Below are 14,431 nucleotides of genomic sequence, written 5' to 3'. Positions count from 1 at the left end.
TCTCAAACGACTGACGAGGATATGCCGGACCTGCCGGAAGTCCCGCCCGAGGCCAATGTCATCATCGTCACCGCGCAGCGCCAGGCGCAGAGCCTGCAGGAAGTCCCGCTTGCGGTGACCGCCTTCGATGCCGAAACGCTGCAGGCGCAGCAGATCGAGAACGCGAGCGATCTTCAGCTGACGCTGCCGAACGTCTCCTTCACCAAGGGCAATTTCACAGGCTCCAGCTTCACCATCCGCGGCATCGGCGACCTGTGCGTCGGCGTGAGCTGCGACAGCGCGACCGGCATCGCGCTCAATTCCGCACCGCTGTTCAATACCCGCCTGTTCGAGACCGAATATTTCGACCTTGAACGGATCGAGGTGCTGCGCGGGCCGCAGGGCACGCTGTTCGGTCGCAACGCGACCTCGGGCGTGGTGAACATCGTCACCGCCAAGCCCGATCTCAATGCCTTCGGCGGCAGCGCCCAGTTCGAATACGGCAATTTCGACAGCATCCGCGCGCAGGCCATGCTGAACGTGCCGATCGGCGACACGCTGGGCGCGCGCGTGGCGGGGTTCTTCCTGAAGCGCGACGGCTTCACCGAAAACCTGTTCAACGGGGACGACATCGACGGGCGCGAACAATTCGCGATCCGCGGCTCGCTGCGCTGGGAGCCGGGGCCGGACACCACGCTCGACCTGATGGCCTATTACTTCGAGGAGGACGACGACCGCTTGCGTATCCAGAAGCAGCTGTGCCAGCGCGATCCGACGGGCGTGCTCGGCTGCCTCAACAACCGGCGCGATTTCGACCAGCTCAACGCCAATGCGACCTTCACCGGCACGCTTGGCTCGGAAGAATTTCTCCAGCTCAACGGCCTGCCGCCCGGTTTCGGGCTCAACAGCCTGTATGGCCCGGACGGCTATGCCAATTTCAACGAGCCCAATGACGTTCGCCAGGTGCGCACCCAATTCACGCCCGAATACTACGCCGACGAGTTGCAGCTCCAGGCGCATCTGGAGCAGTCCTTCGGCGACATCGCGCTGAGCGTGACCGGGACCTATCAGGAAAGCTCGGTCGATTCGGCGCAGGACTACAACCTCGGGATCAACGATCCGGCGTTCTATGCGCCCGCGCTCGCCCAGCTTTCCACCTTCGCCAACCCGGCAGCCGTGGGGCCGGCAACTGCGGCCTATTTCCAGCCGATCGTCGATGCGATCATTCCCAATGGACCGGGAGGCGAATTGTGCACCTCCGACACCCGGCTCGACAACCGCGGCGCTTTCGAGGGTTTCGCGGTCTGCTCGCCCGCGGGCCAGCAGTTCGACCGTTCGGCGCAGGAAGACCGAGCCTGGTCGGTCGAGGCTATCGTCTCATCGGATTTCGACGGGCCCTTCAACTTTCTGCTGGGCGGGATCTATGCCGATCTCAACACCCGCAACAACAGCTATTTCGTGAATGCCTTCGCGATCGACTACATCACGGGCGTTTTGGGCTCGTTCAATTCGCTTTCGGCGGGCCTGCCGCCGTCCTACCTGGCAACCTCGTTCTTCCACAACAACACACTGGACTACCAGCTCGAAAGCTGGGGCATTTTCGGCGAAGTCTATTTCGACATCACCGACCGGCTGAAATTCACTGGCGGCCTGCGCTACAACGACGATTCCAAGTCGATCACCGCACGCTCGACGCTGGCGAGCTTCCTCAACCCCTACTCGAACGACGGCGACCCGTTCACTTCGCCTTTCGTCGGGCTGTATGATGCCGACCCGGGTATTCCGGGCAACCAGCTGTCGCAGGACCGTTCGGTCAGCTTCAACGAGATCACGGGCCGCGCCGTGCTCGATTTCCAGATCACGCCCGACAACCTCGTCTATGCGTCCTATTCGCGCGGCTACAAGTCGGGCGGGATCAACCCGCCGCTGCAGCCGATCTTCAACGTGCCCGAAAGCTTCGGGCCGGAGACGATCGACGCCTTCGAGATCGGGACCAAGAACACCTTCGCGAACGGGGCGTTGCAGCTGAATGCCACGGCTTTCTACTACAAGTACAAAGACCTGCAGCTCAGCCGCATCATCGCGCGCACCTCGGTCAACGACACGATCGATGCCGATATCTACGGGCTCGAACTGGAAAGCATCATCCGTCCGTCCCCGAACTGGCTGATCAACATGAACTTCAGCTACCTCAAGGCCGAGGTCGCGGGCGACCAGTTCTTCTCCAATCCGCGCGATCCGGGCGGCGGGGACGAGAACGCGGTCATCGTCAAGGACATCACCAACGGCGCGCTGTGCGCCGTGACCGGGCAGGCCCCCGGCGGGCCGGACGGCTTCGTCAATTTCGTCAATTCCGAGCTCAACGCGGGCAATGTGCCCGGCCTTTCGGCCCCGGCCACCGCGCCGCTGCAGGGGACGACGGAATTTCCGGCCGATGGCGGGATCGCTTCCTCGGGTGCGTTCAGCATTTGCGAGGTGCTGCAGGGCTATGCCGCCTCGCCCGCTGCGGGGGCTTTCGGCGGGGTTGAGGTGCTGAGCCCCGGCGTCGAGGTCAACCTTCGCGGCAACACTCTACCGCAGGCGCCGACGATCAAGGCCTCGGCGGGGGTCCAGTACACCGCCGAATTCGGCGACGGCTACAACCTCGTGCCGCGTTTCGACGTGGCGCTGACGGGCGAGCAGTTCGGCAACGTCTTCAACGGCCGGGTCAACCGCATCGCGCCTTTCGTCCAGGCGAACGCGCAGGTCCAGCTCAATTCCGAGGACGGCTGGTTCGTGCGCGGGTTCATCCAGAACATCTTCGACAGCAACTCGACCACGGGCCTTTACGTGACCGATGCGAGTTCGGGGCTGTTCACCAATATCTTCACGCTCGATCCCCGGCGCTACGGCGTTGCGGTCGGCGCGAGCTTCTAGGGGCGCTCTCGCTCCGGGTGATGAGTGAGGGGGCCGGGCGACCGGTCCCCTCCTTTCTTTTGGGATTTACGTGCAGCGCGCGGTCGTGTTTGAACGCGTGCGGCTTTCCCCTCGACCGAAGGACCGATCATGACCGACATGAAGCTCGAATCGCTCGCCGTCCACGGCGGCACCGCGCCCGACCCTGCGACCAATGCGCGGATTACCCCGATCTACCAGACCGCGAGCTATGTCTTCGACGATGCCGAACACGCTGCCGACCTGTTCGCATTGAAGCAGTTCGGCAACATCTATTCGCGGATCATGAACCCGACCAACGACGCGCTTGAGAAGAAGATCGCGGCGATGGAAGGGGGCGTCGGCGCGCTCGGCCTCGCCAGCGGCCACGCCGCCCAATTGGTTGCGTTCCACACGTTGATGGAGCCGGGCTGCAACATCGTCGCGGCGAAGAAGCTCTATGGCGGCTCGCTCAACCAGATGGGCGAGGCGTTCCGCAAGTTCGGCTGGGAGACGCGCTTCGTCGATGCCGACGATCCCGAAAACGTGCGCGCGGCGATGGACGAGAATACCCGCTGCGTCTTTGTCGAAAGCCTCGCCAATCCGGGCGGGGTCGTGACAGACATCCGCGCCATCGCGGATGTCGCGCACGAAGGCGGCGTGCCGCTGATCGTCGACAACACCATGGCGACCCCGATCCTGTGCCGCCCCTTCGAGCACGGCGCGGACATCGTCACCCATTCGACCACCAAGTTCCTGAACGGTCACGGAAACGCGGTCGGCGGGGTGATCGTCGATTCCGGCAAGTTCGACTGGAAGGCACAAGGGTCGAAATTCCCCAGCCTGACCGAGCCCAACGGCTCCTATCACGGCGCGGTGCTGGTCGATGCTCTGGAGCCCATCGGCCCGATCGCCTTCATCACCGCCTGCCGCGTGCTCGGCCTGCGCGACCTCGGCCCGGCGATGGCCCCGCAGAACGCCTGGCTCGCGCTGACCGGCATGGAGACGCTCGCGCTGCGCATGGAGCGGCACTGCGCCAACGCGCTCGCCGTGGCGAAATGGCTTCAGGCCCACGACAAGATCGAGTGGGTTTCCTATGCCGGGCTCGACGACAACCCCTACAAGCCGCTCGCCGACAAGTATCTCGGCGGGAAGGGCGGGGCGGTCTTCACTTTCGGCGTGAAGGGCGGATACGAGGCAGGCGTGAAGCTCGTCTCGAATGTCGAGATGTTCAGCCACCTCGCCAATATCGGCGACACGCGTTCGCTCATCATCCACCCGGCATCGACCACGCACAGCCAGCTGGGCGAAGCTGAACTGGTCGCGGCGGGCGCGGGGCCGGACGTGGTGCGTATCTCGGTCGGGATCGAGCACGTCGACGACATACTCGCCGATCTCGAACAGGGTCTGGCAAGCCTTTAGGCGAAGTCGAAATCGGCCCAGACCGGCAGGTGGTCCGAGGCCCGCGCGGCGAGGGCGCTGCGGTGAACTCCGCAGTCGCGCGCGGCGAGCCTTTCGCAATGCATGATCCGGTCGAGCCGTCCCACGGGCCGCGCCGCGTGGAAGCTCGGGCCGGGATCGAGGATCGAAAAGTGCTTTGCGAACTCGCGGAAAGTGCCCGCGCGCGCGCGCCATTCGTTGAGATCGCCCATCAGCACGGTCGCGTGGCTTTCGCTCGCGGCGGCGGCGAGGTCGGCGATCGCGCGCGCCTGCCGGGTGCGCCACAGGCCCGACAGGTCGAGATGCATTCCGAAGACGGAAAGCCTCCGGCCGCGAACCGACAGCCTCGCCGTCACCACGCCGCGCGGTTCGAGGCAGGGAATGTGGATGATGTCGTGCTCTTCGAGCGCGATTCCCTTTTTGACGAGGATCGCGTTGCCGTGCCAGCCCATCGAATCGACCTGCACGTCGAGCGGGACGGCTTCGTAGTCGGTGTGGTTCTCCAGCAGCACCTGCGGCAGCACGCTTTCGCGCGTGCCGAAGCGGCGGTCGGCCTCCTGCAGAGCGACCACGTCGGCGTCGATTTCCTCCAGCACACGCAGGATGCGCAGCGGGTCACGGCGGCGGTCGAGGCCGACGGCCTTCCTGATATTGTAGCTCGCCACCCTGACGCTCATCGGCTCTCCTCGAAGGGAACTCCCCTCGCATCGCGCTAGCACATCGGCAGGCAGCGCGCATCCGGCCTGCGCCGGACCTCTGGCGGGAGGGCGGCGAAGGGTCTACCAGCACCTGCGCGGCGGTAACGTGCCGCTCGGAAAGGGAACGGAGAGGCGTGCTCGGCAAGTTCGCGATCATCGGTGGCGCGATCGTGGTCGGCATCCTCGTGCTGCGCCTCGCCTATCGCCTGCCGCAGCGGCCTGCCGAGACACCCCGGCCCGGCGCGGCGGGCGATCCGGATGGTGCGCTCCACCGGCTTGTCGGCCCCTGCGACGATATGCACGGCTCGGCGATCCAGCCGCTGCGCGAAGGCAAGATCGCGTTCGCCGCGCGGTTGATGCTGATCGACCGGGCCGAGCGTTCGATCGACGTGCAATATTACATCTGGCATCGCGACCTCACCGGCCTGCTCACGCTCGAGCGGTTGCGCGCGGCTGCGGATCGGGGGGTGGCGGTCCGCCTGCTGCTCGACGATCTCGGCGTGTCGGACCTCGATGCGATCCTCGCCGAGCTGAACGCGCATCCGAATATCGAGGTGCGGCTCTACAATCCCTTCGGCCTGCGCTGGCCGCTGGCGGTCAATTACCTGTTCGATTTCGTCCGGCTGAACCGGCGGATGCACAACAAGGCGATGACGTTCGACCGGGCGGTCACGATCACCGGCGGGCGCAATATCGGGGACGAATATTTCGACACGGGGGACGAACCCGCCTTCGTCGATCTCGACGCGATCGCGGCGGGCGAGGCGGCCGAGGCGGTGGCTGACGACTTCGCGGCCTACTGGGCCTCGCGCTCGGCTTTCCGGCTGGAGCGGGTGGTGCCGGGCGAACGCCGCCAACAGGGCGCGCTCGACCGGGCGCTGGCGCAGGTCTGCGACACCGAGGAATACCGAGAATATTCGCGCGCTTTCGAAAGCGACCCGGCGATCCGTGCGATCAGTGAAGGCGAGCTGCGCCTCGAACCGGCGCGCACGCAGCTGGTCAGCGACGTGCCCGATAAGACGCTGGGCAGCGTGCTGGCGGGGCATTTGCTGGTGGGCAAGCTCGCCGACCTGCTCGACGAAGTGGAGCAAAGCTTTGACCTAGTCTCGCCCTATTTCGTGCCCGGCAGGCGCGGGACGGCGGAATTCCTGCGGCTTGCCGGGCGCGGTGTGCGGGTGCGGGTGCTGACCAATTCGCTGGCCGCCTTCGACGTGCCGCTGGTCCACGCCGGCTATCGCAAGTATCGCCGCCGCCTGCTCGAAGGCGGGATCGAGTTGTACGAGCTCAAGGCGCGTTCCTCCCCGCCCGCGCGCCGCTCGGATGCCGGCACGATGGGGTCGAGCGGGTCGAGCCTCCATGCCAAGACGTTCGCCGCCGACGGGCGCACGGTTTTCATCGGTTCGTTCAACTTCGACCCGCGCTCGGTCTGGCTCAACACGGAGATGGGCCTCGTGATCGAAAGCGAGCGCATCGCGCGGGAGATCGAGCGGGTGCTGGCAGAGGAATACACCCGGATCGCCTACCGCGTCTCGCTCGACGAAAGGGAGCGGATGGTGTGGGAAGACCCGCAGACGGGCGAGGTCCATTACGCCGACCCGGACAGCAGCCTTGCCCAGCGCGCCTTCATGCGCGCGCTCGGCCTGCTGCCGATCGAATGGCTCCTCTAGCGCGCGGCTTCGTGCTACGCGAGGCGACACAATGACCGATGTCAGCAGCCATCCCGACGATCCGCATTTCGTCACCCGAACCGGCTGGCTGCGCGCCGCCGTGCTGGGGGCGAACGACGGGATCGTCTCGGTCGCCTCGCTGATCGTCGGGGTCGCTGCCGCTTCGCCTGCGCGCGAGGCGGTGCTGGTCGCCGGGGTCGCCGGGCTCGTCGCGGGAGCGCTGTCGATGGCAGCGGGCGAATATATCTCCGTTTCCTCGCAAGCCGACCTCGAAAAGGCCGACATCCGGCGCGAGAAAATGGCGCTGAAGAAAATGCCCGAAGAGGAACTGGCCGAACTGCGCGCGATCTACGAAGAGCGCGGCCTCTCGCCGGAAACCGCCGACCTTGTCGCGCGCGAGCTGACCGAACACGACGCGCTCGATGCGCACCTGAGGGACGAGCTCGGGCTGACCGAGGCGCTCAGCGCACGTCCGCTGCAGGCCGCCTTTGCCTCCGGCCTCACCTTCAGTTCGGCTGCGGCCCTGCCGCTGGCCGCCGCCTGGCTCGCCCCGTCGGATGCCATACTTGCGGTGGTGCTCGGTGTCTCGGTGCTCGCTCTCGCCCTGCTCGGCGCATTCGGTGCGCGGGCCGGGGGCGCGCCGATCCTGCCCGGCGTGCTGCGGGTCGTGGTGTGGGGCGTGATCGCGATGGCGGTGACCGCCGCGGTCGGTTCGCTTTTCGGGGTCAGCGTCTAGCTGCGGCCCCGGCGCTTGAACCCGGCGCATGGCGGCGGCATCTTCGCCAAGCTCCTGCAGGAGGCTGGGCACGCGGTGATCATCGATACGCACCTCAATGACGGCACGCCGGTCTGCATCCGCTCGGTCCGGCGCGACGACGAAGCGCGGCTGCGCGCCGGGATCGCCCGCCTTTCGCCGCAATCGCGCTACCTGCGATTCTTTTCCGGGATGCGCGAGCCGCCGCAGGGAGTGATCGACGCGCTGCTCGATGTCGACGGGCACGACCACATCGCCTGGGGCGCGATCCGCACCGACCTCGTCGAGAAGCCCGCGCTCGGTGTCGTCCATGCCTTCCGCGATAACGAGCGCCCGAGCCGCGCTGAATTCTCGGTCGCGGTCATCGACGACTATCACGGGCTTGGCCTTGCGCGCCTGCTGACCGCGACCCTTCTGCACGATTGCAGGCGCGAGGGGCTTGAGACGCTCGCGGTCTCGATCCTGCCCGAGAATGCCGGGGCGATCCGGCTCACCCGCTTGCTCGGCGGGCACGTCACGAACCGCAGCGGCGAGGTTGCCGAATTCGACATAGCGATAGACGAAGCGCTCGAAAGCCTGCGCCGCGAGGGGGCGACGCCGGGCCTTGCGGCGGTGTTCGAGGCGTTCGAGCGTGGGGATTAAGGCCGCGTCTGGCCGTCTCCGCGCACGATATATTTGAAGCTGCACAGCTGTTCGAGCCCGACAGGCCCGCGCGCGTGCATTTTGCCTGTGGCGATGCCGATTTCCGCGCCCATGCCGAATTCCCCGCCGTCGGAGAACTGGGTCGAGGCGTTGTGCATGACCACCGCGCTGTCGATCGCGGTGAGGAAGGCGCGCGCCGCGCCCTCGTCCTCGGTCATGATCGCGTCGGTGTGGCCCGAGGTGTGCGAGGCGACCCATTCGATTCCTTCCTCAAGGCCGGAGACGACCTTGAGCGAGGCGATCTGGTCGAGATACTCGGTGTCGAAATCCTCCTCGCTCGCGGGCTTCACGCGGGCATCGATTGCCACCGCGGCCTCGTCGCCGCGGAATTCGCAAGCGGGCATGGCGTCGAGCAGAGCGGGGATCGCCTTTGCCGCCACCGCTTCGTCGACCACCACGCTTTCCGTCGCGCCGCAGATGCCGGTGCGACGCAGCTTGGCGTTCTTCGTGACTTCGACCGCTTTCTCAAGATCGGCGGATGAGTGTATGTAAGTATGGCAGTTTCCGTCGAGATGGAGGAGCGTCGGCACCTTCGCCTGGTCGCGCACCAGTTCAACGAGACCGCGCCCGCCACGCGGGATGACGAGATCGACGAGCCCGACCGCGCGCAGCAATTCGGCCACCGCTTCGCGTGAGGTCGTCTGGACGGTCTGCACCGCCTCGACCGGTAGCCCCGCCGCTTCGAGCCCGGCCTGCATACACGCGACGATCTTGCGGGTGGAATGGCGGCTTTCCGACCCGCCGCGCAGAATCACCGCATTGCCCGACTTGAGGCACAGGGCGCTGGCATCGGCGCCGACATTGGGGCGCGATTCGTAGATCATGCCGATGACGCCGATGGGCACGGCAACGCGCTCGATATGGAGGCCGTTGGGGCGCTCGAAGGTGGCGAGAACGCGGCCCACGGGATCGGGAAGGTCAGCGATTTCCTCGAGCGCTTTCGCCATGCCGGCAATGCGGTCTTCGTCGAGCATCAGTCGGTCGATGAAGCTGTCGGGCTTTTTGCCGCGCACGCTTTCGACGTCCTTGGCGTTGGCCTCGATCAGCTCTGCCGACGCTTCGCGCAGAGCCTTCGCGGCCTCGCGCAGGGCGGTGTTCTTCGCTTCGGTCGATGCGGCGCGCAGCTGGCGCGATGCGGCCTGTGCGTTGTGGCCGAGCTGGGTGATGTGGATGCGGGGGTCGAGATCCTGGCCGGTCATTCTTGTGTGTCCTTGTATCTTCAATCGGGGGTGGGGCGGCCTTGTGTCGTCAGCGCAGTTCGACTGCGCGATCATAGGCCGCTTCGAGAGTTGCGGAAAGGAGGGCGGACAGCTCGCCCTTGCCATTGAGGGCATCGAGCCCGGCAGCGGTCGTGCCGCCCTTGCTCGTCACCGAATCGCGCAGGGTTTCGAGAGGCTGGTCGCTGCCCGCCGCCATCGCCACCGTGCCCTGCAGCGTGCCTAGCACCATGGCGCGCGCCTCGCCCTCGTCGAAGCCGAGCGCCATCGCCGCTTCGGTGTAGGCGCGGGCGAGTTCGAAGACGTAGCCGGGTCCGGAGCCCGCGACCGCGGTGAAGCGGTCGATCCTGTCCTCGTCCTCGACGGTGATGACCGTCCCGGTGCGCTCCATCATCGCGCGGGCGTGGGCGAGCTGGGCCTCGCTCGCATCCTCGCTCGCGCAGATCGCGCTGACGCCTGCGCCGATCGCAGCGGGGAGGTTCGGCATCACGCGGATGACGGGCTTGCCGCCGGAGACTTTCTTCAGCCGCGCGATGGAGCAGCCCGCGGCGATGGAAAGGAGGTAGCCGTCATCGGTGAACATTTCGGAATAGTCGGGCATCACTTCGTCGATCATCTGCGGCTTGATCGCAGCGACTATGACATCGAAGCGGCGGCCTTCGATCTCCTCGCGCGCGGAGTGCAGCGCGACGCCTTGCGGGGCGCGTTCCAGGAAGGGGTCGACGATGGCGAAAGCCTCGTCCCCGCGCTTCCAGTTCTCGAGCAGCGCGCCGCCCATCTTTCCGCATCCCACAAGTAAAATATTCACGGTTCTTTCTGTCCTCTCTTTATTCGTCTGAAAATTTTACGATCCGCATCGAAAAAAGTCGCTGGTAACGGCTTCGTAAAAAATCCTGTCTAATGCGCTTGCCGAAACTGCTGTTGCAAAATTGTTTTGCATGGCAGGTTGTGCACTGCACAATTAGTAACTAGATGGGCACAGCAGATTTTCAAGCAAAAATGAGGGCATTCGTGTCAGGAAGAAAGAGAGTTGTCGTCAAGGTCGGATCGAGCCTGCTTGCGAACGAGGACCGGCTGACGCCGCGCTTCGGTTTCATGCAGCGCCTGCTCGAGGACATCGCCCGCCTGCGCGACGAGGGCTATGACGTGATCCTCACCTCCTCGGGCGCGGTCGCGCTAGGGCTCAACACGGTCGGGGTCGCGCGGGCCAATGCCGGGGTCAGCGACAAGCAGGCCGCCGCCGCCTGCGGGATGCCGCTGCTGCTCAACGCCTACAAGCAGGTCGGCCACGAATACGGGCTCGAGATCGCGCAGATCCTGCTGACACTGGGGGATTTCGAGGATCACCGCCGCTTCCTCAACACGCGCAACACGGTCAACCGCCTGCTCAAGTCGCGGATCATGCCGATCGTGAACGAGAACGACACCATCACGACCGAGGAAATCCGGGTCGGCGACAATGACAGGCTCGCGGCCAAGATCGCGCAGATGGTCGAGGCGGATTATTTCATCATGCTCACCAGCGTCGACGGGCTTTACGACCGCGACCCGTCCGAAGAGGGCGCGAACCTCGTCGAGGAACTGACCGACGTGAACGAATATCTCGAGGCGGCCTCGGGTATCAGCGAGCTGGGTTCCGGCGGGATGCTGACCAAGCTGCAGGCCGCCAACATGGCGCAGAACGCGGGCTGCACCACCTTCATCGCCAATGGCGAGGCGGATTATCCGATCACCTCGGTCATGCACGGAGAGCGGCGCTGCACCAAGTGCATCGCCAATTCGCAGCCGGATTCGCTCTGGGAAACCTGGCTCGCCGACCGCCTGCAGCGCGCGGGCGTGCTCGTCATTACCGAGCAAGCCGCCGCGCGGATCGATCGGGAAGAGCCGATCAGGCGCGAGGACGTGGTCGAGATGGACGGCGATTTCACGCGCGGCGACGTGCTCCACATTTATGACGACGAAGGCAACGAGCTCGCGCGCGGTCTGTCCGACTTCACCTCGGACGAGACGCGGGTGATGATCAACAACCAGGATATGCCCGCCGACAAGCTGCTCGGCTATCAGACCAGCGGCGAGATCATCCGCCCGGAAAACCTCGTCGTGCTGGAGCACCGGCATCTGCCCTGGGAAACGCCGAGCGTTGCGGGCGGATAAGAATTGCAAAATAGGGGTAATACCCCGGCCGATCTCGAAAATGCCCTGCACGGCTCTTGCCGCGCAGGGCTTTTCTTCGCTTGCGTTGCGTTCGCGTCTGTCCGGTAAAAACGAAGATTAACCAAAGGCGTAAGCCTCAATGCTTTGGTCGAAACACCCGTAATTCCGCGGCTTCCGAGCGTTGGCTAACGGGATGCTAACCATTTCTAGGTAGCCGTGCTTAAGTATGGATACCAAGGATGCCTTTCGCTCGGTCCTCGCAGCCTCTCTCGCGGCACCTGTGGTTGTCGCGCTCGGACTTGCGTCGCCTGTCATGGCCTAGGGGGTCAATGCTGGCACGCTGATCGAGAACACTGCCCAGGCCACCTACGAGGATGCATCCGGCCAGCGCACGGTAAGCTCGAACACGGTCACCGTGCGCGTCGACGAATTGCTCGATGTGACCCTTACCTCGCTCGACTCCGGCGCGCTCGACGCCGGGCCGGGCGATGCGGTTTTCGCCTTCGAGCTGACCAACCAGGGCAATGGTCCCGAAAGCTTCGGATTGATCGCCAATGCGGCGGTTGCCGGCAATGATTTCGACCTCGTCATCGACGGGCTTGCTTTCGATACGAACGGCAATGGCACCTATGAGCGCGGTGTCGACGAGATCTTTCCTGCGCCCGAGACGACCCGCGTGCTCGCACCGGGGGAGGCCCTGACCGTTTTCGTGCTCGCCACCGTTCCGGCAGGGGTTGCCGACGGCAGCGAGAGCGATGTCGAACTGACCGCCAATGCCACCACCGGTACCGGCGCGCCGGGGACGCTTTTTGCGGGCGCAGGCGACGGCGGGGGTGATGCGATCGTCGGGACCACCGGCGCTTCGGCGCTCGCCCTCGCGCAGGTGCGGGTCGGCGTTGCCAGCGTGGAATTGACCAAGACGGTCAGTCTTGCCGACCCGTTCGGCGGGTCCAGCGCCGTTCCCGGTTCCATCGCCACTTTCACAATCACCGCGAATGTTTCGGGCAGCGGCGCGGTCGACGAGCTCGTCGTGAGCGACGCGATACCGGAAGGCACGTCCTATGCCGCCGGCACGCTCGCGCTCGATGGGGCGACCCTGTCGGATACGGCGGATGCCGATGCGGGCAGCGCCTCGGATGCGGACGGCATCAGCGTCGATCTCGGGACGGTCGCCGCGGGAACCAGCAGATCGATCACCTTCGATGTCATCGTCAATTGAAGCAGTTTTGCAGGATAGGGACTTGAGACCATGAAATGGCTTGGAAAAATTGTCGCGATACTGGCCGCCTTCTCGGCTGTCCCGGCGCCCGTCGCGGCGCAGGAAAGCGCTCCCGGCGCGGGCAGCCCGGTAACGCTTGCCGGGGACGTGAAGGCGGTCAAGACCGTGACCGACGCTGAAGGTGTGGAGACGGTCGAACTGGTCGAGCCCGAGGTCATCGTGCCCGGCGATCGGCTGGTCTTCGGCACGGATTATGCCAACACCGGCAGCGAGACCGTGTCGGATTTTGTGGTCACCAACCCGGTGCCCGCCGCCGTCCGCCTCGCGCCGGACGCCGACCCGGACCTCGTCGTTTCGGTCGATGGCGGAAAGACCTGGGGCACGCTTTCCGAACTTACTGCGCTTGGCGAGGATGGTGCGACGCGGCCCGCGACCCACGCCGACGTGACCCACGTGCGCTGGACGATCGAGAGCATCGCGCCGGGCGAGACCGGGCGGCTCGAATATCCGGCGATCATCCGCTGACAGGGGGGAGAACGAGATTCTCCGTCCATCCGGGCGGAGATTAGCCGCCAAGCCTTGCGGGCGGCAAAATCGACGCGGGGCACACGCAAAGGACCAGGAAAATGAAACCCACCACCCAATTGCTGGGGGCGGTGAGCGCGCTTGCGCTTGTCGCGATGACCAGCGCTCCGGCAATCGCCGCCGGCACATCGGCAGGCGTCGATATCACCAACAACGTCACCGTCCAGTACCAGGTCGGCGGCGTCCAGCAGACCGACGAGACGGCTTCCGACACCTTCACCGTCGACCGCCGGGTCAATGTCACGGTGGCCTTCACCGGCACGGGCAATACATCGGTCACCCCCGGCGAAGAGAACGCCGTGCTGGCCTTCGATGTCACCAACCTCTCGAACGACGAAGTCGACCTCGACCTTTCGACCGCGCTCGCCGGCGGAACGGCGGGCAATATCGGCAGCTTCGAAATCTATCTCGACAGCAATGATAACGGCGTGCTCGACGCGGCCGAAGTGACCGCAGGCGCGATCACCATGCTCGACGACGTGGCCGAGGACCAGACGGTCGCGGTGCTCGTCGTGGCGGATGTCGGCCTTGGTGCGGCCAACGGCGACCTGTTCGATGTCGTCCTGACGGCCGATGCGACCGACGATTCGGGCAACCCGCTCGTCGCCACGGGCGGCGCGAATACCGCGGGCATCGACACCGTTCTGTTCGACGGCGCGGGCGAGACCGACGCGGCCAATGACGGCGCCTTCTCGGCGCTCGGCACCTACGAGGTCGCCGGCGCGCTGGTGACGGTCGCCAAGTCGAGTACTGTCGTTTCCGATCCGGTGAACGGGACCACCAATCCCAAGGCGATCCCGGGGGCGACCATCGAATACTGCATCACTGTCGCAAACGCGGCGGGCGCTGCGACCGCCACCGATGTCGACGTGATCGACGACCTCCCGGCGGATGTCACCTACGTCACCGGATCGACCTTCATCGACGGCGATGCCAACTGCGAAAACGGCACGTCGGGCGGTTCGTTCGGCGCCGGGGCGGGTCCGGGCGGGCTCGACCAGGTCACCGGCTCGCTGAGCGACATCGCCGCGGGCGAGACGCGCTCGCTCTATTTCCGGGTCACGATCGACTGATCCCGATCCGGAACTAGACCTTGCGTGTTG

At 65.5% G+C, this 14,431-nt stretch carries 12 protein-coding genes; 9 read left to right on the top strand and 3 right to left on the bottom strand.

Annotated elements, in window-relative coordinates:
* The first annotated feature begins 21 nt into the window (after positions 1-21).
* Positions 22-2,895 carry a TonB-dependent receptor gene (locus tag G9473_RS06370; protein ID WP_291137412.1) on the top strand — a complete coding sequence of 958 codons (2,874 nt, stop codon included), beginning with the start codon at positions 22-24 and terminating at the stop codon, positions 2,893-2,895.
* A 129-nt stretch (positions 2,896-3,024) separates the two neighbouring features.
* Complete coding sequence (locus G9473_RS06365; protein ID WP_291137410.1) at positions 3,025-4,314, top strand: O-acetylhomoserine aminocarboxypropyltransferase; 1,290 nt, start codon at positions 3,025-3,027, stop codon at positions 4,312-4,314.
* On the opposite strand, the gene G9473_RS06360 is transcribed toward G9473_RS06365, so the two are convergent.
* Complete coding sequence (locus G9473_RS06360) at positions 4,311-5,009, bottom strand: endonuclease/exonuclease/phosphatase family protein (protein WP_291137408.1); 699 nt, start codon at positions 5,007-5,009, stop codon at positions 4,311-4,313. The two genes, G9473_RS06365 and G9473_RS06360, sit on opposite strands and share 4 nt — an antisense overlap.
* Positions 5,010-5,164: 155 nt before the next feature.
* On the opposite strand from G9473_RS06360, the gene G9473_RS06355 reads away from it, so the two are divergent.
* Genes G9473_RS06355 through G9473_RS06345 form a run of 3 tightly spaced genes read left to right on the top strand, consistent with a single transcriptional unit; the run spans position 5,165 to position 8,093 of the window.
* Entirely contained in the window at positions 5,165-6,697 is a 1,533-nt protein-coding gene (locus G9473_RS06355; protein WP_291137406.1) for a phospholipase D family protein, read from the top strand.
* A gap of 31 nt (positions 6,698-6,728) precedes the next feature.
* Positions 6,729-7,433, top strand: coding sequence for a VIT family protein (locus G9473_RS06350; protein WP_291137403.1), 705 nt, complete (start codon positions 6,729-6,731; stop codon positions 7,431-7,433).
* A gap of 15 nt (positions 7,434-7,448) precedes the next feature.
* A complete protein-coding gene (locus tag G9473_RS06345) occupies positions 7,449-8,093 on the top strand; it encodes a GNAT family N-acetyltransferase (RefSeq protein WP_291137400.1) in 645 nt (214 codons plus the stop codon).
* On the opposite strand, the gene G9473_RS06340 is transcribed toward G9473_RS06345, so the two are convergent.
* Positions 8,090-9,352, bottom strand: coding sequence for a glutamate-5-semialdehyde dehydrogenase (locus tag G9473_RS06340; RefSeq protein WP_291137396.1), 1,263 nt, complete (start codon positions 9,350-9,352; stop codon positions 8,090-8,092). The genes G9473_RS06345 and G9473_RS06340 overlap by 4 nt on opposite strands.
* 49 nt (positions 9,353-9,401) lie before the next feature.
* Complete coding sequence (gene proC, locus G9473_RS06335) at positions 9,402-10,178, bottom strand: pyrroline-5-carboxylate reductase (RefSeq protein ID WP_291137393.1); 777 nt, start codon at positions 10,176-10,178, stop codon at positions 9,402-9,404.
* 203 nt (positions 10,179-10,381) lie between these two features.
* Here proC and proB point away from each other — a divergent pair, with 203 nt between their 5' ends.
* The 4 genes from proB to G9473_RS06315 all read left to right on the top strand — a co-directional run bounded on the left by proB (position 10,382) and on the right by G9473_RS06315 (position 14,401).
* On the top strand, positions 10,382-11,524 hold the full coding sequence (gene proB / locus G9473_RS06330; protein WP_291137390.1) for a glutamate 5-kinase: 1,143 nt from the start codon (positions 10,382-10,384) through the stop codon (positions 11,522-11,524).
* 415 nt (positions 11,525-11,939) lie between these two features.
* A complete protein-coding gene (locus tag G9473_RS06325; protein ID WP_291137387.1) occupies positions 11,940-12,743 on the top strand; it encodes a hypothetical protein in 804 nt (267 codons plus the stop codon).
* A gap of 30 nt (positions 12,744-12,773) precedes the next feature.
* Positions 12,774-13,268, top strand: a complete 495-nt coding sequence (locus G9473_RS06320) for a hypothetical protein (protein WP_291137384.1) — start codon at positions 12,774-12,776, stop codon at positions 13,266-13,268.
* A gap of 101 nt (positions 13,269-13,369) precedes the next feature.
* Entirely contained in the window at positions 13,370-14,401 is a 1,032-nt protein-coding gene (locus tag G9473_RS06315; protein ID WP_291137381.1) for a hypothetical protein, read from the top strand.
* The last annotated feature ends 30 nt before the right edge of the window (positions 14,402-14,431 follow it).

The organism is Erythrobacter sp. (genome assembly GCF_011765465.1).
GTDB lineage: Bacteria > Pseudomonadota > Alphaproteobacteria > Sphingomonadales > Sphingomonadaceae > Erythrobacter.
The sequence above is the reverse complement of the archived record's forward strand: the minus strand, read 5'-3'. Positions and strand labels throughout refer to the sequence as shown.

Coding starts and splice junctions, on each gene's coding strand:
- G9473_RS06370 (WP_291137412.1), top strand. CDS start 22: ATGCCGGACCTGCCGGAAGTCCCGCCCGAGGCCAATGTCATCATCGTC.
- G9473_RS06365 (WP_291137410.1), top strand. CDS start 3,025: ATGACCGACATGAAGCTCGAATCGCTCGCCGTCCACGGCGGCACCGCG.
- G9473_RS06320 (WP_291137384.1), top strand. CDS start 12,774: ATGAAATGGCTTGGAAAAATTGTCGCGATACTGGCCGCCTTCTCGGCT.
- G9473_RS06340 (WP_291137396.1), bottom strand. CDS start 9,352: ATGACCGGCCAGGATCTCGACCCCCGCATCCACATCACCCAGCTCGGC.
- G9473_RS06360 (WP_291137408.1), bottom strand. CDS start 5,009: ATGAGCGTCAGGGTGGCGAGCTACAATATCAGGAAGGCCGTCGGCCTC.
- G9473_RS06315 (WP_291137381.1), top strand. CDS start 13,370: ATGAAACCCACCACCCAATTGCTGGGGGCGGTGAGCGCGCTTGCGCTT.
- G9473_RS06350 (WP_291137403.1), top strand. CDS start 6,729: ATGACCGATGTCAGCAGCCATCCCGACGATCCGCATTTCGTCACCCGA.